Source organism: Rhizobium sp. IY2 (assembly GCF_047532935.1).
Lineage (GTDB): Bacteria > Pseudomonadota > Alphaproteobacteria > Rhizobiales > Rhizobiaceae > Rhizobium > Rhizobium anhuiense.
Map to the genome: position 1 here is coordinate 272788 of NZ_JBLKNU010000003.1, position 21635 is coordinate 294422.

19 protein-coding genes are annotated in these 21635 nt (G+C 61.0%); 9 read left to right on the forward strand and 10 right to left on the reverse strand.

From position 1 onward, the window contains the following. Positions 1-68: 68 nt before the first annotated feature. The 6 genes from argC to ACMUVN_RS14985 all read right to left on the reverse strand — a co-directional run bounded on the left by argC (position 69) and on the right by ACMUVN_RS14985 (position 5902). Positions 69-1001: an N-acetyl-gamma-glutamyl-phosphate reductase gene (gene argC, locus ACMUVN_RS14960; RefSeq protein ID WP_414815222.1), complete on the reverse strand. Its 933-nt coding sequence runs from the start codon at positions 999-1001 to the stop codon at positions 69-71. A 61-nt stretch (positions 1002-1062) separates the two neighbouring features. Next, positions 1063-2025 carry an agmatinase gene (gene speB, locus ACMUVN_RS14965; protein ID WP_414815223.1) on the reverse strand — a complete coding sequence of 321 codons (963 nt, stop codon included), beginning with the start codon at positions 2023-2025 and terminating at the stop codon, positions 1063-1065. A 223-nt stretch (positions 2026-2248) separates the two neighbouring features. After that, positions 2249-3433 carry a CmlA/FloR family chloramphenicol efflux MFS transporter gene (cml, locus tag ACMUVN_RS14970; RefSeq protein ID WP_414815224.1) on the reverse strand — a complete coding sequence of 395 codons (1185 nt, stop codon included), beginning with the start codon at positions 3431-3433 and terminating at the stop codon, positions 2249-2251. 319 nt (positions 3434-3752) lie between these two features. Next, positions 3753-4220 carry a 30S ribosomal protein S9 gene (gene rpsI / locus ACMUVN_RS14975; RefSeq protein WP_047616469.1) on the reverse strand — a complete coding sequence of 156 codons (468 nt, stop codon included), beginning with the start codon at positions 4218-4220 and terminating at the stop codon, positions 3753-3755. Between the two features lie 2 nt (positions 4221-4222). Beyond that, complete coding sequence (rplM, locus tag ACMUVN_RS14980; protein WP_012483399.1) at positions 4223-4687, reverse strand: 50S ribosomal protein L13; 465 nt, start codon at positions 4685-4687, stop codon at positions 4223-4225. A gap of 315 nt (positions 4688-5002) precedes the next feature. Next, positions 5003-5902, reverse strand: coding sequence for a LysR family transcriptional regulator (locus ACMUVN_RS14985; RefSeq protein WP_414815270.1), 900 nt, complete (start codon positions 5900-5902; stop codon positions 5003-5005). A gap of 73 nt (positions 5903-5975) precedes the next feature. On the opposite strand from ACMUVN_RS14985, the gene ACMUVN_RS14990 reads away from it, so the two are divergent. Both ACMUVN_RS14990 and ACMUVN_RS14995 read left to right on the forward strand, forming a co-directional pair. Further along, positions 5976-6206 (forward strand): DUF1127 domain-containing protein, encoded by a 231-nt coding sequence (locus tag ACMUVN_RS14990; protein ID WP_414815225.1) that lies wholly within the window; start codon positions 5976-5978, stop codon positions 6204-6206. Between the two features lie 99 nt (positions 6207-6305). Then, on the forward strand, positions 6306-7136 hold the full coding sequence (locus ACMUVN_RS14995; RefSeq protein ID WP_414815226.1) for an enoyl-CoA hydratase: 831 nt from the start codon (positions 6306-6308) through the stop codon (positions 7134-7136). 1 nt (position 7137) lies between these two features. Here the strand turns inward: ACMUVN_RS14995 and ACMUVN_RS15000 are convergent, their stop codons facing one another. Further along, the gene (locus tag ACMUVN_RS15000; RefSeq protein ID WP_047616474.1) at positions 7138-7974 is read right to left on the reverse strand and encodes an EamA family transporter; all 837 of its coding nucleotides are present in this window, start codon (positions 7972-7974) and stop codon (positions 7138-7140) included. Positions 7975-8452: 478 nt separating this feature from the next. Next, positions 8453-8776, reverse strand: coding sequence for a hypothetical protein (locus tag ACMUVN_RS15005; protein WP_063474297.1), 324 nt, complete (start codon positions 8774-8776; stop codon positions 8453-8455). Between the two features lie 121 nt (positions 8777-8897). Here ACMUVN_RS15005 and ACMUVN_RS15010 point away from each other — a divergent pair, with 121 nt between their 5' ends. The 4 genes from ACMUVN_RS15010 to ACMUVN_RS15025 all read left to right on the forward strand — a co-directional run bounded on the left by ACMUVN_RS15010 (position 8898) and on the right by ACMUVN_RS15025 (position 13448). Then, on the forward strand, positions 8898-9326 hold the full coding sequence (locus ACMUVN_RS15010; protein ID WP_414815227.1) for a CoA-binding protein: 429 nt from the start codon (positions 8898-8900) through the stop codon (positions 9324-9326). Positions 9327-9443: 117 nt separating this feature from the next. Continuing rightward, positions 9444-10727 carry an O-acetylhomoserine aminocarboxypropyltransferase gene (locus ACMUVN_RS15015; protein WP_414815228.1) on the forward strand — a complete coding sequence of 428 codons (1284 nt, stop codon included), beginning with the start codon at positions 9444-9446 and terminating at the stop codon, positions 10725-10727. Positions 10728-10744: 17 nt separating this feature from the next. Further along, a complete protein-coding gene (locus ACMUVN_RS15020; protein ID WP_047616480.1) occupies positions 10745-11095 on the forward strand; it encodes a cupin domain-containing protein in 351 nt (116 codons plus the stop codon). Positions 11096-11318: 223 nt separating this feature from the next. After that, the gene (locus ACMUVN_RS15025; protein WP_414815229.1) at positions 11319-13448 is read left to right on the forward strand and encodes an EAL domain-containing protein; all 2130 of its coding nucleotides are present in this window, start codon (positions 11319-11321) and stop codon (positions 13446-13448) included. 20 nt (positions 13449-13468) lie between these two features. Here the strand turns inward: ACMUVN_RS15025 and ACMUVN_RS15030 are convergent, their stop codons facing one another. Together ACMUVN_RS15030 and ACMUVN_RS15035 are read right to left on the reverse strand one after the other, a co-directional pair. Then, positions 13469-14713, reverse strand: coding sequence for a cytochrome P450 (locus ACMUVN_RS15030; RefSeq protein WP_414815230.1), 1245 nt, complete (start codon positions 14711-14713; stop codon positions 13469-13471). Positions 14714-14769: 56 nt separating this feature from the next. Next, positions 14770-16023 carry a GGDEF domain-containing protein gene (locus ACMUVN_RS15035; RefSeq protein WP_414815231.1) on the reverse strand — a complete coding sequence of 418 codons (1254 nt, stop codon included), beginning with the start codon at positions 16021-16023 and terminating at the stop codon, positions 14770-14772. Between the two features lie 391 nt (positions 16024-16414). Here ACMUVN_RS15035 and clpP point away from each other — a divergent pair, with 391 nt between their 5' ends. The 3 genes from clpP (at position 16415) to lon (ending at position 21447) form a co-directional block, all read left to right on the forward strand. After that, positions 16415-17044 carry an ATP-dependent Clp endopeptidase proteolytic subunit ClpP gene (clpP, locus tag ACMUVN_RS15040; protein ID WP_003573944.1) on the forward strand — a complete coding sequence of 210 codons (630 nt, stop codon included), beginning with the start codon at positions 16415-16417 and terminating at the stop codon, positions 17042-17044. Positions 17045-17347: 303 nt separating this feature from the next. Next, entirely contained in the window at positions 17348-18625 is a 1278-nt protein-coding gene (clpX, locus tag ACMUVN_RS15045) for an ATP-dependent Clp protease ATP-binding subunit ClpX (protein ID WP_003573940.1), read from the forward strand. A gap of 404 nt (positions 18626-19029) precedes the next feature. After that, on the forward strand, positions 19030-21447 hold the full coding sequence (gene lon / locus ACMUVN_RS15050) for an endopeptidase La (protein WP_047616487.1): 2418 nt from the start codon (positions 19030-19032) through the stop codon (positions 21445-21447). Positions 21448-21635 lie beyond the last annotated feature (188 nt).

The following is a 21635-nucleotide window of genomic DNA, read 5'->3' on the forward strand; positions in this document are numbered from 1 at the left end:
CACGAGATCATGATGATGAGATCGACGAGAAGCTTGAGCGGCATCACGTCGATGCCGCTGCTCACGCCTTACGAGGCGAGCATCAGGTCCATGTTCTGGACGGCGGCGCCGGAAGCGCCCTTGCCGAGATTGTCGAGCAGCGCCACGAGGTTCACCTGCGAAGCGCCTGGTGTGCCGAAGACGAAGAGCTTCATCGTGTCCTTGCCTTCGAGTTCGACGGCGTTGATACGGGCGAGCGCCTTGCTTTCGGCCAGCGGCACGACACTGACGATATCCTGGCCGGCATAATGGGCGACGAGGGCGGTATGGATGCTCTCCATCGTCGTGCCCTCGGCGAGATCGTCGAGATGCAGCGGCACCTGCACGATCATCCCTTGAGCGAACTTGCCGACCGAGGGCGAGAAGATCGGCGCGCGGTCGAGCAGGCCGTGCACGGTCATCTCCGGCACATGTTTATGGGTCAGCGGCAGGCCGTAGAGGAAATGCGGTGCGGTGATCGCATCCGGGTGATCCGGGTTCTCCATCTGCGCGATCATCTGCTTGCCGCCGCCGGTATAACCTGAGACCGCGTTGACCGTGACGGGATAACCGTCCGGCAGAATGCCGGCGGCGCGCAGCGGCCGAATGAGGCCGATCGCGCCGGTGGGGTAGCAGCCGGGATTGGCGACGAAACGGGCGGCCTTGATCCTATCGGCCTGCGCGCCGTCCATCTCGGCAAAGCCATAGGCCCAGCCGGGATTGACGCGGAAGGCGGTCGAGGTGTCGATGACGCGCACATTGTTGTTGGCCGAAACCATCTGAACCGCTTCCTTCGACGCGTCGTCGGGCAGGCAGAGAATAGCGACATCGGCGCTGTTCAGCATGTCCTCGCGCAGGGCGGCGTTGCGCCGCTCGGCTTCGGGAATGGACAGAAGCTCGACATCGTGGCGGCCCGCCATGCGCGTGCGGATCTGCAGACCCGTCGTGCCGTGTTCGCCGTCGATGAAGATTTTCGGGGCCATGTTAAACCTGCGCTTTCAATGGGTTCTGAAGGTTTCCGGATTCAGTTTGAGCGATGATAAGTCAGCCTTCTGACACGGCGATGGCGCGTCGCTCGGCATGAAGCCCCAGCATATACATCGCCACCGTTGCCCCCGCAATGGCGGTGATATCGGCATGATCATAGGGCGGCGATACCTCGACGACATCGGCGCCGCGGATATCGAGCTGGTGCAGGCGCTGCAGCACGGAGAGGATCTTGGCGCTCGACGGCCCGCCGGCCACCGGCGTGCCGGTGCCAGGCGCAAAGGCCGGATCGAGGCAATCGATATCGAAGGTGAGATAGGCCGGCGCCCCGCGCGTATGGGTGATGATCGCCGAGGCGATGTCGCCGGCACTCATCTCCTCGACCTGATGACCGTAGAGAATATTGACGCCGCAATCCTCCGGCGCGTGGGTGCGGATGCCGATCTGGATCGAGCGGTCGGGATCGATGATGCCTTCGCGAGCGGCCCGCGCCACGAAGGAGCCATGGTCGATGCGCCGTTCCTCGTCGAACCAGGTGTCCTGGTGCGCGTCGAACTGCACGAGCGCCAGCGGACCGTGCTTTGCCACATGGGCTTTCAGCAGCGGCCAGGTGACGTAATGATCGCCGCCGAGCGTCAGCAGGAAGGCGCCGCTGTCGAGGATGACATTCGCCTGGCGCTCGATGGCGGCAGGCGTATCCTGATGATTGCCGTAGTCGAGCAGGCAGTCGCCGTAGTCGATCACCGCCATGTCGGCGAAGAGATCGCGGTGGAAGGGATATTGCGCATCATTGTCGAAGATCGCCGAGGCGCGCCGGATCGCCTGCGGCCCGAAGCGCGTGCCCGGCCTGTTCGATGTCGCGGCATCGAAGGGAATGCCCCAGACGGCGACGTCGACGCCGGCGAGCTCCTTGGTGAAGCGGCGGCGCATGAAGGACAGCGCGCCGGCAAAGGTCGGGTCGCTGGCGGCGGAAGTGAGGCTGGTCGCCGTGAAGGCGTGGTCAATCGATCTGTTCGCCAAGTCATGCTCCTTTTTTCGGTCGCAAAACCATAGTCGCGTTCGGTGCGGACGCTGCGTTGCATGATCACCGTTCGACGCCAAAGCGTCGGGTGGCGGTCTCGCGAAGGAATTGGCTGATCCCTTGCGCGCAGAAAGGGGTAGGCGAGCTGCGGGCAGATTTCAAGCCATCGATCGGATGACGGCCGCCCGGTCCGGTCGAGCGGCCGTTCTTGACCATCTGCTGTCAGGCCCGCTGCCGCAGCGACCACAATCCGGCGAGTGTCGCCAGCGCGCTCGCTGAGATATAGCCGACGAGCGGCCAGGCGCTGTCACCGCCGAGCAGAAGCACGAAGACCGTTCCGGCAAAGCCGACAATGATGCTCTCGATGCAGAAATAGAACGCTACCGCCGTTCCTGCCGTATCGCCAAAGGCCTCAAGCGCGCCATTGGCGGTCACCGCCGTCGCAAGGACGATGCCGATCGCGATGATCCACATCGGCACGACGAAGCTGACAAATGAGGGCTGCAGAAATAACTCTCCAAAGGCAAGCAGCGTGGCGCCGAGAAGCAGCGTCGCCATGCCTCCGGCAAGGCTGCCTGCAATCCCCCAGCGCATGACCAAGCGTTTGGCGAAAGGCGCGGTCACGACCATCCCCAGCGCTACCGTGGCAAAGGCAACGCTGAAGCCGATGCCGGAGAAACCGGCTCTGTCGATCAGGACGCGGGGTGCCGTCGAGAAGAAGACGAAGAAGGCACCCATCGCCGTGCTGAAGCCTGATGTATAGACCCAGAAGGGAAAGCTCCTGAGGATCGGGCGAAGGGCGATCTTCGCGGTGATGGCAGGCCGGGTTTCATGCCACCGAAAACCGGCATTGAAAAGGGCGGCAACCGAAAGGAGGCCGATGACGAGGAAGATGGCCCGCCAGCCGAAGCGATCCGCGATCAAGGCTCCGGCGATCGGGCCCAGTGCCGGCACGAAGGAGAGGATGGAGCCGAGCAAGCTATAGATCGTGCTGCTTTCGGGACGTCCGGCGTAGACGTCGCGCACTGTTGCGAAGGTTGCGACGAGGGCCGCCGATGCACCGACTGCCTGCAGCAATCTCCAGGTCACGAAAAGCGGTGCCGACGAGGTGCCGGCAAGCAGCAAGGAGGAAGCGGCAAAGAGTGCCGTGCCTGCGAGCAGGACAGGCCGCCGTCCGACAATATCGGAAATCGGGCCGAAGATGATCTGCCCGGCGCCGAGCACGAGCATGTAGAGACTGAGGGTCAGTTGGATGACGGCCGGCGAGGTGCCGAGTGCCTCGGGCATGATCGGCACAATCGGCAGATAGATATCCATGGCAAGCGAGGTCAGGATGTCGAAAGGCGCCATCAGCAGCAAGGCTGCCGGCATGGAATAGGTCCAGCGCTGGATTTTGGGATAAGACATGGGGAAGCATCCGCTCAAATGATTTCATTCGGCGGCGATCTGTCTTTTCATCAGTATCGGAATTGGCCGGACAGACGCCGCAACAACAGGGCAGGGTTGTTGCGGCCTATTTGTCTGCGGACTTGGTTGTTCCCATCATGCGACCCTGACTGCGGCTTCGCTCATTCGCGAAGCGCCTTGCCCAGTTTCTACCAGCAGAGTTTCTACCAGCCGAACCGAAATGCGACAATGGCAGCCGGCACGCTTCCGCCTGGGTTTAATAGCGCAAACAAAAAGGCCGGGTTTCCCCGGCCTTCGTAATTCCATTTGTCCGAAGCGATTAACGCTTGGAGAACTGGAAGGAGCGGCGGGCCTTTGCCTTGCCGTACTTCTTGCGTTCGACGACGCGGCTGTCGCGGGTCAGGAAGCCGCCCTTCTTCAGCACCGAGCGCAGGCCCGGTTCGAAGTAGGTCAGCGCCTTGGAGAGACCGTGGCGAACAGCGCCGGCCTGGCCGGACAGGCCACCGCCGGCAACGGTTGCGACGATGTCGAACTGGCCGTCACGGGCAGCCGCAACGATCGGCTGGCGCAGGATCATCTGCAGCACCGGACGGGCGAAATATTCCGCGAATTCCTTGCCGTTGATGATGATCTTGCCGGAGCCCGGCTTCACCCAGACGCGGGCGACGGCGTTCTTGCGCTTGCCGGTCGCGTAGGAGCGGCCGAGCGAATCGACCTTGCGGACGTGGGCCGGAGCAGCAGCTTCGGAAGCCGTGCCGAGATCCTTCAGGGAGGAGAGGTCAGCCATGATCAGGCGCTCCTTACGTTCTTTTTGTTGAGCGCGGCAACGTCGAGGGCGACCGGCTGCTGGGCTTCATGGGGATGGTTGGAGCCGGCGTAAACGCGCAGGTTCTTCATCTGGCGACGGCCGAGCGGGCCACGCGGAACCATGCGTTCGACGGCCTTTTCGAGGACGCGCTCCGGGAAGCGGCCTTCGATGATCTGGCGTGCGGTGCGTTCCTTGATGCCGCCGGCATAACCGGTGTGCCAGTAGTAGACCTTGTCGGAATACTTCTTGCCGGTGAAAACGACCTTGTCGGCATTGATGACGATGACGTTGTCGCCGTCGTCAACGTGGGGCGTGAAGGTTGCCTTGTGCTTGCCGCGCAGGCGCATAGCGATGATGGAAGCGAGACGGCCAACGACCAGCCCTTCGGCGTCGATGATCACCCACTTCTTCTCCACCTCTGCAGGCTTCTGGGAGAAGGTTGCCATAGTGAATACTCTCTTTTGGGACCCTTGGCCCTAGGGCTTAAAGGGCGTTTCTTGTTGCTTGGATTGGCAGGCGCGAGGCATGCCAAAAAGAAAGCAGCCCGGACAGGCTGCGTTCTGGCGCGGTGTATAAAGGGAATGTGACATCGGGTCAATATCGACTCTTCCGACGCCTGTAAAAAATTCCAAGCGAAAACAATATGTTATATATGTGGTATTATTATACCTCACATTTGTTAGGTCGTGAACTGGGGAGGCTGACGTTTTTTATCTCGTCGCTGCCGGCTTTTGAAACCGCATCCCGCGGTCGAAAGCGGCCTAACCTTTGAACTCGCGCAGGCATTTCATCATTTCGCGAAGGCCGCGTGTCAGATGTTTGTCCCGGCGCAGCACCATGCCGAGGCGGCGCGTGAGCTGCGGATTCAGCGATGATGTCGTCACCAGGCCGGCGCGTTCGCGCTTCAGCGCCAGTCCCGGCAGGATCGACCAGCCGAGCCCCACCGCCACCAGTTCCTTGATTGCCTCGATGCTGCCGAACTCCATCGCGGGGCGGATTCTGGTATTGGGAGCAGCCAGCCACGCATCGATTGCCCGCCGCGTATTGCCTCCCTCGTAAAGCAGCAGCGTCCTGTCGCGCATGAAGGCGGCGTCCGGCCCGCCTTCGGGAATGAGACTGCCTGCGGGAGCGACGGCCAGCAGTTCCTCCTCGTAGAAGGGTTCGATGTCGAAGTTCCGTCCCGATGCCGGCAGGGCGATGACGGCGATGTCGAGGCTATTGTCCTCCAGATCGCGCAGAACGTCGTCGGCATCACCGATGCGCACGGTGATTTCGAGGCCGGGCATGCGTTTTCTGGCGGCGGCGATGGCGCGCGGCAGCAGATGGATCGACGCCGTGCCGCCGCTGCCGATGCGCACGCGGCCGCTTGCGCCATCTCTGTACGGCAGCATCGCTTCTTCCGCCGCCGCCGAATCCTGCAGCAGGCGTCGTGCATGCGCGAGAAGATCGAGACCTGCCGCGGTGGGCTGCGCCCGTCGCCCGACGCGCTCGATCAGCCGGACACCGAGCCGCTGTTCGAGGCCCTTTACCTGCAGGCTGACGGCTGGTTGCGTCAGGCCCTCCTTGTCGGCTGCAGCCGTAAAGCTTCCGAGATCGGCAACATTGACGAAGGTCGCGAGTTGATCGAGGTTGAGCGCCATGCCAAAGAAATCCTTATGCATATCATAATATCTATAAGCTTCTTTCATGGCGTCTTCCAGCGCATCTTTCATCCGTTGAAGGAAGGAAGAACAGATGGCTTTGGAAACAAGCGGGATCTTTGTGGCGCCTCGCGATATCGTTCGATCGAAACTGCGCCGCCTGGCGCGTTGGGGCCTGCGGCGGGTGGCCGTCATCGAACATCATCTCGGAAAGCGTCGTAGCCGCCGCACGCTGTCCGAACTCACCGACGACGAGCTTCGCGATGTCGGTCTGACGCGTGCGCAGGCAAGTGCCGAGGCATCGAAGTCGTGGTTCTGGTCCTGACGGCAGCGGCTTACGCGCGGAGTGCGGATCCTGCTCGAAATTGCCAGCGCCTTGTGGCAAAACGTCTGCTGGAATCGAGCGGGCGCAGGGAGCAGCATCATGGCCGAAATCGTATCCTTCCCGGACGCAGCCAGGGCAGAAGAGTGCGGATTGCTGACCCGCTCGCTGCGCGACGGCGTGCTGCGGTTGGTGCTCAACAATCCGCCGGCCAATGTGCTTTCGATCGCGCTTCTCGAAGCGCTGATGCACGAGCTGGAGACGGCCGAGGCGGATTCGGATGTGCGCGTCGTCGTCATCGCTTCGACCGGCAATGTCTTTTCCGCCGGGCATGATCTCAAGGAACTCACGACCCATCGCGCCGATGAAGATCAGGGGGCCGGCTTCTTCGAAAAGTCCTTCCGGCTCGCTGCCGATCTAATGCTGAAGATCGCCCATCTGCCGAAGCCTGTCATCGCCGAGATCGACGGGCTTGCAACGGCTGCCGGCTGTCAGCTGGTTGCCTCCTGCGATCTGGCGATCTGCACTGACAGTTCGACATTCTGCACGCCGGGCGTCAACATCGGCCTGTTCTGTTCGACGCCGATGGTTGCCGTTTCCCGTGCCGCGCACCGCAAGCAGGCAATGGAAATGCTGCTGACCGGCGAGACGATCGACGCCTCGACCGCCAAGGATTTCGGCCTCGTCAACCGCATCGTGCCAAAACAGTATCTGGTGCAGGTCGTGTCCAAATATGCGGCGGTGATCGCCAGCAAATCGCCGATGGCGCTGAGGATCGGCAAGGAAGCCTTCAACCGCCAGCTCGAACTGCCGGTGGAGGCGGCCTATGATTATACCTTCAAGGTGATGGTCGAAAACATGCTGACGCAGGACGCGCAGGAAGGGATCGGCGCCTTCCTCGGCAAGCGTATGCCGGAATGGAAGGGCGAATGACTCACGCCAGTTTCAGAACCAGTCCGCCGATTGCGATAACCACGCCGGCGACGTAGCGCCAGATGCTGGCCTTTTCCTTGAAGACGGTGATCGAGATCACCAGCGCAAAGAGGATCGCGGTTTCGCGCAGAGCGGCGACGGTCGCGACCGGGGCTTTCGTCATCGCCCAGAGCGCCAGCCCGTAGGAAGCGATCGAGCCGGCGCCGCCGATGAGGCCGCGCCACCAGTTGCGACGGACGTGGCGCGCGACGGCGGCAGCGCCGCGCTGCGACGCTGCCCAGGCAAACAGCAGCACCGGCGGCAACAGCGACATCCACAAAGTGTAGGAAACCGCATTGCCGGAGATGCGTGCGCCGATACCGTCGACATAGGTGTAGCTGGCGATGACGCAGGCATTGGCAAGCGCGAACATGACGGCGCGGCTGCTGCCGCGCCGCGCCTCCAAAGCCAGCGTCAGCACCCCGGCCGAAATCGTCATCGTGCCGGCAAGAGCGCCCCAGGAAAGATCTTCCTTGAGGATGAAACCGCTTGTCGCGGCAATCAGCAGCGGTGCGCTGCCACGCATCAATGGATAGACGAGGCCGATATCGCCGGCGCGGTAGGCGGCGGCGACCAATTGAAAATAGGCGAATTGCAGGATGGCCGAGGCGCCGATGAACGGCCAGGCTGAGGCTTGCGGCAGCGGCAGGAATGCCAGGAACGGCAGCGCCGAAACCGCACCGCCGGCCGAGATCAGTGCCGCATCGAGGGATTTGTCGCTCCCCGCCTTGACGATGGCGTTCCATGTCGCGTGCAGCAGTGCGCCGAAGAGAACGAGCAGGATGACGTCGAGAGGCAAGGGAGTAAATCCGGAAAGGATGAGAAGAAGCGGAACACGCCTCGCTTCAGCGTTTCGAATTCCTGAAAAGACAACTGAGATTTGCACGAAAATGCACGGCGGCGGCCGCTTATGCGGTCATGTGTCGAATAGCATTCTTTCAGTAGGTGAACAATGGTGGCTCATTGGAGCAATTTTTACGTGCGCGCGACATGCGTTCAATCCAGGCGCTCCTTTCAACTATGAGATGTTTCTAATGGACATAAGAACATAGCGCGGCATTATCATGAACAAAAGGAGAAACAAGCTGTCGGAACTCGGAAGCAGATTATCCTATGCTGCTGAAATATAGATATTATTCTATAACTTTGACATAGGGGAAAATTAAAGCTTTTGATTGTGCAATCTTCAAAAAATCGCAGCGCGGGATTGAGCCCCAAACCTTTCGCAAGCGCGAAAGACGTATAGTTTCCCGCGGCCGTTACAACCGTTAAAACCATCAAAGTTGATGATGAGGAACGAAAAGCATCCCGTCAAGGTTGTCGATGTTCTGGCAGTTCAGGACCGGGCAGCGGGGATCGTCCTTCGAGGGAATATGCGTCCATTCCGCATAATCGGTCGCGTCGCAATAATTGCTGTTGCGGACATAGCGATCGTAGAGCGGCAAGCCGCGGGGAGACTGGTAGCGGAAGATGACGGCGCCCTGATTGTGGATGGCGGCGCGCACGCTGGCACAGCTCATGGCGAGCGGATTGTAGCGCGAGATCGCCAGCGCCGGCGATGCGGCAAGCACGAGCATGAGGGCAAGAGCGATTTTTTTCATCGAATCATCCTCAGGGAGTATCCAATTCATATATACGGAAAAGACGCCCAGCCGGTTTCACGGAAATGCAAAAAAACATGCGGGGCCGTGCTGAAGGGCTTTCGGGAGTGGAGACACGGACATGAATCACGACACTTACACGGATGACTACCTCGCCGGAATCCTGCATTCGGTAAAGACCATCGCTCTGACCGGCGCTTCGCCCAATCCGGCCCGGCCGAGCAACGGCGTCATGGGTTATCTGCTGTCGTGCGGCTATGAGGTCATTCCTGTCAATCCGGGGCAGGCGGGTAAGCAGATTCAGGGCCGTACCGTGTATGCCCGGCTCGCCGACATTCCCGTGCCGATCGACATGGTCGACGTATTTCGCGCCTCCGAATATCTGGACGGGGTCATCGAGGAGGCGCTGGCGCTGAGCCCGCTGCCGAAGATCATCTGGTCTCAACTTGGTGTCCGCGACGATGCGGCGGCGGCAAAGGCGGAGGCCGTCGGTGTCAAGGTGGTGATGAACCGTTGCCCGGCGATCGAATATCCTCGTCTCATTGCCTGAGTTGCTGTTGGCGGAGACGGATTTTCCACGGAACGCCCGCGGGTTGAAACGGATCGCGATTAACTTTCGTTCTTGAGTGGTTATGATCCCGCTCGTCAGCAATAACGGGAGGACGACATGGCCAAGAACGATCCGGGATTCAACACGTTGGCGATCCATGCCGGCGCACAGCCCGACCCGGCGACCGGCGCGCGGGTAACGCCGATCTACCAGACGACCGCTTTCGTCTTCAATGATTCCGATCATGCCGCCGCCCTCTTCGGCCTGCAGGCCTTCGGCAACATCTACACCCGCATCATGAACCCGACCCAGGCCGTGCTCGAGGAGCGTGTCGCAGCGCTCGAGGGCGGCACGGCAGCACTTGCCGTCGCCTCCGGCCATGCAGCGCAGATGATCGTCTTCCACACCATCATGCGCCCCGGCGAGAACTTCATCGCTGCGCGCAGGCTCTATGGCGGCTCGATCAACCAGTTCGGCCATGCCTTCGAGAATTTCGGCTGGCAGGTGCGCTGGGCCGATTCCGACGATCCGGCAAGCTTCGAAAGCCAGATCGACGACAAGACGCGCGGTATCTTCATCGAAAGCCTGGCCAATCCCGGCGGCACCTTCGTCGAAATTGCCGCTATCGCCGACGTCGCACACCGCAACGGCCTGCCGCTGATCGTCGACAACACGTTGGCGACCCCCTATTTCATCCGTCCGATCGAGCATGGCGCCGACATCGTCGTACATTCGCTGACGAAATTTCTCGGCGGCCACGGCAATTCCATGGGCGGCCTCATCGTCGACGGCGGCACCTTCGACTGGTCGAAATCCGGCAATTACCCGATGCTGTCGAGCCCGCGGCCGGAATATAACGGCATGGTCCTGCACGCGACGTTCGGTAATTTCGCCTTTGCGATCGCTGCCCGCGTGCTCGGCCTGCGCGATCTCGGGCCGGCGATTTCGCCCTTCAACGCCTTCCTGATCCTGACCGGCATCGAGACGCTGCCGCTTCGCATGCAGCGCCACAGCGACAATGCGATCGCCGTCGCCAAGTGGCTGAAGGCGCACAGCAAGATCGCCTGGGTGAATTATGCCGGCCTCGACGACGACCCGAACCATGCCCTGCAGCAGCGCTATTCGCCGAAGGGCGCCGGCTCCATCTTCACCTTCGGCGTCAAAGGCGGCTATGAGGCGGGCAAGACGCTGGTCGAGGGACTGGAGCTCTTCTCCCACCTCGCCAATATCGGCGACACCCGTTCGCTCGTCATCCATCCGGCCTCGACGACGCACCGGCAATTGACCGACGAGCAGAGGATCGCCGCCGGCGCCGGGTCTGACGTCGTGCGCCTTTCCGTCGGCATCGAGGACGTCAAGGACATCATCGCCGATCTCGAACAGGCGCTCTCGAAGATCTGAGATCAAAGGGGTCCATAATGACCACGGCAAATTTCATCACCTTCAGCATCGACGGCGTCCAACCGGAGTTCGGCGCCCCGGAGCCCGGCCGGATCATCTCGGGCGATCCGCAATTCCGTAGCTGGAACCTGGAGGAGGCCGAAGGTGGCCTCTATTCCGGTATCTGGGAGGCGACGCCGGGCAAGTGGCGGATTGTCTACGAAGAGTGGGAATATTTCAGCCTGCTCTCCGGCCATTCGATCGTGACGGAGGAGGGCGGCGAGCCGGTGCATCTGAAGGCGGGTGATCGGATGATCCTCAGGCCCGGCTTTAGGGGAACGTGGGAAGTCGTTGAAACGACTCGCAAGGATTATGTGATCAAGGTTTGAGCAGACCGACGCCGGCGACCCCGGGCCTGTCCCGGTTTGCGGCGATAATGGCCTGTTTTTCCGCCAATGACAGCGCTTCTTTGCCGGATAGAACGCTTTTAACCAATCCCATTAATCGGGCCTACATCGTCAAATGCTAGATCTGATCTGCAGCGCATTGCGGACATGATGTCTCCTGCCGTCTCACAGACATGGCCTTGCAATTAATCTTTGCGGAATTTGCATGTCGTCGAATCTTGCAGGTAGGCACGTTCGGACTCAGACGTCTTCCATCATTGCGACAACCGTCTGCTTCCTCGTCGTCGCTCTCGTCCTGACCGGCCTTATGGCTCATGTCGTCGTCAAGATGACCCGGTCGGCAAACGAGATCGACGATGCCAGGGCCAATCGCGCTGCCCGCGCCGCAATCGGCGCATTTGTGGCTCGCCTGGGTTCGACAACGACTGACAATGCCGTATGGGACGATGCCTATCGTGCGACCTCATCGCCGACCGCCGCCGATTGGGCCTATGAGAATTGGGGAAAAACCAGCGAGGATTACGCGCTCTATGACGGCGCGATCGTCATCGGCCCCGACCGGTCTTCGGTTGTCTCGGCCTATGCCAAAGGCAAGCCCTTCCAGCCGAGCGCGTTTTTTGGCGAAACCTTTGATCAGCAGATCAATGCGGCCGCCGATCCTGGGCGGGCGCCGGTGGTCAATTTCATCAAGACCGAGAGCGGCGTCGCGCTGATCGCCTCGCAGGCAATCCAGCCGTTCGAGGCGAGCGGCGAGCTTCCGAAGCTCAGCACGTTGAGCTTCTACAAGGACATCACGCCTGAGGTTCTCGACACGCTCTCGAACGAACATGAACTCGAAGGCCTGCACCTCGAGACGACGCCCAAGCCGGCGTTCCTGAACGCGCCGATCACCGACATGAAGGGGGCCGTCATCGGCTATCTCGTCTGGCCGAGCAAGGCGCCCGGAAGCACCGTGTTTCATCAGGTTGCTCCTTACGTCGCGGCCGCTATCGCCATCCTTGCGCTGTTCCTGATCGGCGTTCTGATGGTTGGCGCGTCCGAGGCGCGACGTCTGCGCCAGTTGGCGCAAGCAGCACTTTTCGAGGCGGGCCATGATAGCCTGAGTGGCCTGTTGAACAGGCATGGGCTTCTCAGCCTGCTGGAAGACCTGGAGGATGTGGGCTCTACGCCACTCCGGCTCTATCTGGTCGACCTTGATGGCTTCAAGGCCGTCAACGATGCCTGGGGGCATGCGGTGGGGGACGATTTGATCCGGCTGGTCTCGAACGCGCTGACCGCCTGCCACCCCGAAGTCGTTGCCGCGGCCCGGCTGGGGGGCGACGAATTTGCATTGGTGCACGTCGGATCCGCTACGTGCGAAGACATGGAAAAGACCATTCTGGCGCTGTTTACCGAGCCCTTCAAAATCGACGGACGAACGATCGAAGTCGGCGCAAGCATCGGAGCGGCTGCGCTCAACGGAGACATTCCGCCTTTGGAGCTGCTCCGCAGAGCGGATATGGCCCTCTATCGCGCCAAGACAAATGGCAGGGGTCAGGCGATCGAATACGATCCTGAACTGGACCAGGAACGCCAACGCGTCGCCGAGCTGGAAGGCCTGTTGAAGCACGCCATCAGCAGTGGCGCGATCGAAGCCGTTTTCCAGCCTCTCGTCTCCGCCACAACAGGCGCCGTCACTGGTCTTGAGGCGTTGGCACGCTGGCGAACGGCGACGGGCAACATCAGTCCGGAGATTTTCATCCCGCTTGCCGAGAGATGCGGCCTCATCGATGCGCTTGGCGTTCATATGCTCAGAACATCGATCGAGCATGCCAAGAACTGGCCCGATCTGGCATTGTCGGTGAATGTTTCGCCGATCCAGCTCTGCAATCCGGAATTTGCCGCCGAAGTGATCTCGGTGCTGCAGGAACTCGATTTCAATCCAAGCCGGCTGACGCTGGAGATCACCGAAGGTGTCCTGATGACAAATCCGGACCAGGCGCGACGATCGATAGATCAGCTGAAGCGCGTCGGCATCAAGTTTGCGCTCGATGACTTCGGCTGCGGCTACGCCAGCATTGGCGCATTGCGGCAGTTCGGGTTTGATCGCATGAAGATCGACCGCTCGCTCGTGTCGGCTCTCGACGAAGGCGCAAATGGCGCCGATGTTCTTCGGGCGACCATTTCCCTGGCGACCGCCCTGCAGATTCCGGTGACCGCCGAAGGGATCGAGAATACCCGCCAGGCGGCGATCTTGCGCGACGCCGGCTGTGATCAGCTGCAGGGATATCTGCTTGGAAGACCTATGTCGGCACACGACATATCCAGCAAGCTGGAAGAAGAGTCAGCCGCATGACTTTCCAGGCGCGGCGGTGATCACCATTGCAGATCCAGCCGGTCCAGCCCGTGGAAATGGTAGACGTCCTTGACCACCGGCGTCTTTGACAGTTTGAGACCGGGAAGCCGTTCGAACAGGATCGGCAGCACGACATTGAGCTCAAGCCGGGCCAGCGGCGCGCCGATGCAGAAATGGATACCGGCGCCGAAGGAGAGGTTCGCCGCCTCGTTGCGGTCAGGCCGGAAGGTGAGGGGATCGCTGAATTTCGCCGGGTCGAGATTGGCGGCTGCGAGGATGAGGCTCACCTTGTCGCCGCGCTTGAAGGAGACGCCGTCGATTTCGGCAGGCTCCAGCGCCCAGCGCTGGAAGATGTGCACCGGCGCGCCGATGCGCAAGGTTTCCTCGACCGTGCGTTCCGTCGTCGCCTCGTCCCGGAAGAGTTCCGAGGGATCGCAGCCGCTGTCGAGGATGGTGCGCACGGAATTGCCGATCTGGTGCACGGTCGCCTCATGCCCGGCATTGAGCAGCACGATTGTCGTCGAGACGAGCTCCTCCTCTGTCAGATATTGGCCCTTGTGCTCGGTATGGATCATGTGGGTGAGCAGGTCGTCGCGCGGCTCGGCGCGGCGTTCTGCGATCACCGTCTTGACGTAGTCGGAAAATTCCTTGGCCGCCCGTTCGGCCTCTTCCTCCTGCTCGCGCGTGCGGCCGAACATGTACATGCGGACATAGGCGTGCGACCAGGCAAGCAGCTGCGGCCCCATCTCCTCGGGAATGCCGATCATCCGGGCGATCATCGTCACCGGGATGATGTCGGCAAAGGCCGAGAGCAGCTCGACCTCGCCCTTTTTCGCGAAGCCGTCGATCAGCCGGTTGGCGAGTTCGGCAAGCTCCGGTTTCATCTTCTCGACATGGCGGGAGACGAAGGCGCGGTTGACGAGCGTGCGCAGCCGCGTGTGCTCGGGCGGTTCGAGTTCGAGCAGGGAATACCGTTCCGAGAGATCGAAACTGGCAAGATGCGGCATCGGCTCGGCAAGGCCGAGCTCCTCGCGGCTGGCGATATGCAGGATCTGCCGGCCGAAGCGGCGATCGCGCAGCAGCGCGTTCACATGGTCGTAGCCTGTGAAGAACCACTGCTTCTGCTCGCTCCAGTAGAAGGTCGGGCAATGGGCGTGAAGTGCTGCATAAACGGCATTCGGGTTGCCGTAGAAGGCCGGGTTGCGGCCGTCCAGCGAGACGTGGCGGCGAGCCGGATCGATCGAGAGAAAGGACGGTATCATCATGTCCCGAGGCTTAGCGGATTTGCCGTGCCTCGGAAAGATGCGGGTGAAGAAGCGGGCTAGCCGGCCCGCGACAGCGTGCCCATGCGCCGCAGGGCCTCGACCTGATCGTCGACCGTCGGCACGAGTTCGCCGGCGGTGCTGCTCGGTGTGGCCGGTGCAGGGGCTGCGGCCTCCGCTTCGCCGAAGGTGACCGTGCAGTTGCGGCCGGCGGCCTTGGCGGCATAGAGCGCCCGGTCGGCAGCCGAGATCAGCTTGTCGAGATTGGCTTCGATCGAGGAGGCGAGCGCGATGCCGATGCTGACCGTGACCGGGACGATCGCTTCGCCGGTGCTGACGGGCAGGCGGCAGAATTCGGTGCGGATGGCTTCGGCGATCGCCTCGGCTTCCGTCTGGTCCGTAACCGCGGCGAAGGCTGCGAATTCCTCGCCGCCCATGCGGCCGAAGATGCTGTTCGGAATATACTGGCGGGCCATGCGGGCAAACGCGGTTAGCACGGCATCGCCGGATTGGTGGCCGAAACGATCGTTGACGCGCTTGAAATGGTCGAGATCGAAGAGCATCACTGCGACCTGGCGCTGCTCGTTATGGGCTTTTTCCTGGGTGGCGTCGAAATAGCCGAGCAGGCCGCGGCGGTTGAGCACGCCGGTCAGCGAATCGGTCAGGGTCAGCGCACGCAGGTGCCGTTCGGAGCGCTCCATGATCAGCCGGCACGTGAACGCGAAGGCGATGGTCAGCAGGAAGGCGCTGGCCATGGCGGAGACGCCGCCGAGATTGGTCGCCTCGATGTCGCTCGGCAGCGTCAGCGCCGTCGTCAGCGCCGAGCCGAAGCACAGGCAGCCCTGGATGACGAAGACGCCCATCAGTTTGACGCGGGTGCGCTCGCGGCGCATGTCGCCGGCGGCAACCGCCATGGCGAGTGCCGTCGCACCTGTCGCCGAAGCGAGATTGTAGAGCACCACGCGGTTCGAATAATCGCTGTTGACCCAGGGCAGGAAAACCCCGGCCAGCCAGATGACCGGCGGCAGCAGCGCCCACCATTCGATCCTCTTGCGGTCGAGTGCGAGAAAACCCGCCACCCAGGCGCTCTGGCCGAGCAGCGCAATGGCATTGCCCGCCTCGATGGAAAGCACGCTTGGGATTTCGCTGCGCAAGGCAATCATCGCAAAGCCGATGCCGGTCAGAAGGAAGCCGAGACCCCAATAGAGATAGGCCTCGTTCCTGACGTTGTGGCGCCAGGCGACGAACAGCACCAAAGCAAGCGTCATGGCCTCGGAACACCAGATGGCGAGACCTGTAGCAATATTGAACACGGCAGCAAACCCCTCGTCTGTCGGCCCTTTTCAGTTGGCTTGCATCCTTGCCGAGGAAGCTCGCCACTTCCTTAATGTCGCTGCGCTGCGGCATGGTTTCGGGCCGATATCTGCCGGTAGGCTTTCCGTTGGGTAAACGTGTATAAGCACGGTCGAATGGAGTAAGCCTTCCTTCATCCTGTCATGGAGAAAAACCGGGGGAGACAATGCCGAGGGCTCGCCGTTAACAGGCGTTTGGGGGAAAGAGGCTACCAGGAACCGCTTGGCCCCGCCTTCTTAACGTTATCCTCAGGCGTGTCTTGAAGAGGAGGGCAGGGACACTCTATGTAGGGATAAGACATTTTCTTTGATTCCCCGGCGCCGGCCGGCGAGACGTTGACAAAGGACGCACATGAGAAACCCAGTCGATACCGCTATGGCCCTCGTGCCGATGGTCGTGGAACAGACCAACCGCGGTGAACGCTCCTACGACATCTATTCCCGCCTGTTGAAGGAACGCATCATCTTCCTTACGGGCGCCGTCGAAGACCACATGGCGACGCTCGTCTGCGCCCAGCTTCTCTTCCTCGAGGCCGAAAACCCGAAGAAGGAAATCGCCCTCTACATCAATTCGCCCGGTGGCGTCGTCACCGCCGGCATGGCGATCTACGATACGATGCAGTTCATCAAGCCCGCGGTTTCGACGCTCTGCATCGGCCAGGCCGCGTCCATGGGCTCGCTGCTGCTGGCCGCCGGCCACAAGGACATGCGCTTCGCCACGCCGAATTCCCGCATCATGGTGCATCAACCCTCGGGCGGCTTCCAGGGACAGGCTTCGGACATCGAGCGCCACGCCCGCGACATCCTCAAGATGAAGCGCCGCCTGAACGAGGTCTATGTGAAGCACACCGGCCGCACCTATGAAGAAGTTGAAAAGACGCTCGATCGTGACCATTTCATGGATGCGGACGAAGCCCAGGGCTGGGGCGTCATCGACAAGGTTCTGACGTCGCGCCTCGAAATGGAAGGCGAACAGGCCTAGTAATTAATTGGGATGGTGTTTTTGTCGCCACAGTTCTATCCCATTTGTGATTGAACAAGGGCTTTCATCCGGCGACGAAGACGCTAATAGTAACTATTAATGCTATGTTGAATTTTTATGACATAGCATTCGGCATTCGAAGGGGAATTCGTTGCCGCCGGAACCCGGACATGATTGGTTGGGACCGGTTCGTACCCCCTGAAGCCCTTCTCGGCAAAGGCTCCGGAAACGGAGTGCCGCCAGGAGCTGATAGAGTGGACCGCGATTTCGCCTTGAAATGCGGCGTGCTGGAAGGAAAATGATATGAGCAAGGTCAGCGGCAGCAACGGCGGCGACTCCAAGAACACTCTCTATTGTTCGTTCTGCGGAAAGAGCCAGCACGAAGTCCGGAAACTGATTGCCGGACCGACCGTCTTCATCTGCGATGAATGCGTCGAATTGTGCATGGACATCATCCGCGAGGAGAACAAGTCCTCGATGGTCAAGTCCCGCGACGGCGTTCCGACGCCCCAGGACATCATCAAGGTCCTCGACGAATATGTCATCGGCCAGCGGCAGGCGAAGAAGATCCTGTCGGTCGCCGTACACAATCATTACAAGCGCCTGGCGCACGCCTCCAAGAACGGCGAAGTCGAGCTGGCGAAGTCGAACATCATGCTCGTCGGCCCGACGGGCTGCGGCAAGACCTATCTTGCCCAGACTCTCGCCCGGATCATCGACGTTCCCTTCACCATGGCCGATGCGACGACGCTGACCGAGGCCGGTTATGTCGGCGAGGACGTCGAAAACATCATCCTGAAGCTCCTGCAGTCTGCCGACTACAATGTCGAGCGTGCGCAGCGCGGCATCGTCTACATCGACGAAGTCGACAAGATTTCGCGCAAGTCCGACAACCCGTCGATCACCCGCGACGTCTCGGGCGAGGGCGTGCAGCAGGCGCTGCTGAAGATCATGGAAGGCACGGTCGCTTCCGTACCGCCGCAGGGCGGCCGCAAGCACCCGCAGCAGGAATTCCTGCAGGTCGACACGACGAACATCCTGTTCATCTGCGGCGGCGCCTTCGCCGGCCTCGACAAGATCATCTCCGCCCGTGGCGAGAAGACCTCGATCGGCTTCGGCGCTACCGTCAAGGCCCAGGACGACCGCCGCGTCGGCGAAGTCCTGCGCGAACTGGAGCCGGAAGACCTGGTCAAGTTTGGCCTCATCCCCGAGTTCATCGGCCGTCTGCCGGTTCTGGCGACGCTCGAGGATCTCGATGAAGATGCGCTGATCCAGATCCTGTCCGAGCCGAAGAACGCGCTGATCAAGCAGTATCAGCGCCTGTTCGAGATGGAAGACGTGGAACTGACCTTCCACGAGGATGCCCTGCGCGAAATCGCCCGCAAGGCGATCGTGCGCAAGACCGGTGCCCGCGGCCTTCGCTCGATCATGGAGAAGATCCTGCTCGACACGATGTTCGAACTGCCGACGCTGGAAGGCGTGCGCGAGGTCGTCATCTCGGAGGAAGTGGTGCGCGGTTCGGCCCGTCCGCTTTACATCTATGCCGATCGTCAGGAAGAAAAGGCCAACGCTTCGGCGTGATCTTGCTGCTTTCCTATGATTATTTTGGGGGCTTGCCATCGGCAGGCCCCTTTCTATTTGAAAAACCATGCGAGGCGCTGTTAGTATTTTGCCGGTGGGAACCGGAATTGCCTTTGCCGATTTTGCGCAAAGGGGAGTGCTTGGCAATGATGCGGTGATTCCGTAAGCCTATTGTTGGCGTTTGTATTTTAGCCGGGTCGGAAGTGGTAAGCGCCGGTCCAGCCACGCGCTTCATAGTGTTGGCGTTCCGTTGTAACAAAGCCGTCACATCCGGGGAACGCGGGCGTTAGCGTGGCTTGAAAAGCGTAGTCAGAACCTCCACTTGTAGCAACAAGTGAGAGTGCCGGCCGGTCCCAAGCGGCCGTGCAGAGAGCCCGGTAACGGGACGATGGAAAGGACATAAAATGACGAAGAAAACGTCTGTAGCGAGCAGCACTGCCTACCCTGTTCTGCCCCTGCGCGACATCGTGGTTTTCCCGCATATGATCGTGCCGCTGTTCGTCGGACGGGAAAAGTCGATCCGTGCGCTCGAAGAGGTCATGGGTTCCGACAAGCAGATCATGCTGGTGACGCAGATCAACGCCAGTGACGACGATCCGGATCCGTCCGCGATCCACAATGTCGGCACCGTGGCGAACGTGTTGCAGCTCCTGAAGCTGCCCGACGGCACCGTCAAGGTTCTGGTCGAAGGCCGCGCCCGCGCCGAGATCGATACCTATACCAGCCGCGAGGATTTCTATGAGGCGCTCGGCCATGTGCTCGAGGAGCCGCATGACGATCCGGTCGAACTGGAAGCCTTGTCGCGTTCGGTCGTCTCCGAATTCGAGAGCTATGTGAAGCTCAACAAGAAGATTTCGCCCGAAGTGGTCGGCGCCGCCAGCCAGATCGACGACTATTCCAAGCTCGCCGATACGGTCGCCTCGCATCTGTCGATCAAGATCACCGAGAAGCAGGAGATGCTGGAGACGACCAGCGTCAAACAGCGCCTCGAAAAAGCTCTCGGCTTCATGGAAGGCGAGATCTCGGTCCTGCAGGTCGAAAAGCGTATCCGCTCGCGCGTCAAGCGCCAGATGGAGAAGACCCAGCGCGAATATTATCTTAACGAGCAGATGAAGGCGATCCAGAAGGAACTCGGCGACGGCGAGGAAGGCCGCGACGAGATGAGCGAGCTGGAAGAGCGCATCTCCAAGACCAAGCTGTCCAAGGAAGCCCGTGAAAAGGCCGATGCGGAACTGAAGAAGCTGCGCCAGATGAGCCCGATGTCGGCGGAAGCCACCGTCGTGCGCAATTATCTGGACTGGCTGCTCGGCATTCCGTGGGGCAAGAAGTCGAAGATCAAGGCCGATCTCAACAATGCCGAGAAGATCCTCGAAGCCGATCACTTCGGTCTCGACAAGGTCAAGGAGCGCATCGTCGAATATCTGGCCGTGCAGGCCCGCGCCACCAAGATCAAGGGCCCGATCCTGTGCCTCGTCGGCCCTCCGGGCGTCGGCAAGACCTCGCTCGCCCAGTCGATCGCCAAGGCGACCGGCCGTGAGTATGTCCGCATGGCACTCGGCGGCGTTCGCGACGAAGCCGAAATCCGCGGTCACCGCCGCACCTATATCGGCTCGATGCCCGGCAAGGTCATTCAGTCGATGAAGAAGGCGAAGAAGTCCAACCCGCTCTTCCTGCTCGACGAGATCGACAAGATGGGCATGGACTTCCGCGGTGATCCGTCCTCGGCTCTGCTCGAAGTGCTCGATCCGGCGCAGAACTCGACCTTCATGGACCACTACCTGGAAGTCGAATACGACCTGTCGGACGTGATGTTCATCACGACGGCGAATACGCTGAACATTCCAGCACCCCTGATGGACCGCATGGAAATCATCCGTATCGCCGGCTACACCGAGGATGAAAAGCGCGAGATCGCCAAGCGGCACCTGCTGCCGAAGGCCATCAAGGAACATGCGTTGCAGCCGGAAGAATTCTCGGTCAGCGACGACGCCCTCATGGCGATCAGCCAGCAGTACACCCGCGAAGCCGGTGTCCGCAGCTTCGAACGCGAATTGATGAAGCTCGCCCGCAAGGCGGTCACCGAGATCATCAAGGGCAAGACGAAGTCCGTTCACGTGACGGCCGCCAACATCTCCGACTATCTGGGCGTCCCGCGCTTCCGCCATGGCGAAGCCGAGGGCGAGGATCAGGTCGGCGTCGTGACCGGTCTTGCCTGGACGGAGGTCGGCGGCGAGCTGCTGACCATCGAAGGTGTGATGATGCCGGGCAAGGGCCGCATGACGGTCACCGGCAATCTGAAGGACGTCATGAAGGAATCGATCTCGGCAGCGGCCTCCTATGTCCGCTCGCGCGCCGTCGATTTCGGCATCGAGCCGCCGCGCTTCGACAAGAGCGACATCCACGTGCACGTGCCGGAAGGCGCGACACCGAAGGACGGCCCCTCGGCCGGCGTCGCCATGGCAACCGCGATCGTCTCGATCATGACCGGTATCCCGGTGAGCAGGCATGTGGCCATGACCGGTGAAATCACCCTTCGCGGCCGTGTGCTGCCGATCGGCGGTCTCAAGGAAAAGCTGCTCGCAGCGCTTCGCGGCGGCATCAAGAAGGTGCTGATTCCGGAGGAAAACGCCAAGGACCTGGCGGAGATTCCGGATAACGTGAAGAACAACATGGAGATCATCCCGGTATCCCGCATGGGCGAGGTGATCAAGCATGCGCTGATCCGGCGGCCGGAGCCGATCGAATGGGACGGCACGGTGGAAACGCCCGTCATCGCAACGGTCGAAGGCCTCGATGAGACGGGCGCAACCATAGCGCATTGAGTGGCCTGTGCCACATTTATGCCCCATTGGGACAAAACAGACAAAAAGGCTGGCGGAAACGCCAGCCTTTTTTGTGAAAACGTCATGTAGACGCTTGCTTTTCCTTGATTTGCAGGGCTTTTGGGTTTCCGGCGGGCCTGATGAAACCTATTCTGCGCCTAGCTTACATTTGAGTCGTTTCATACCAT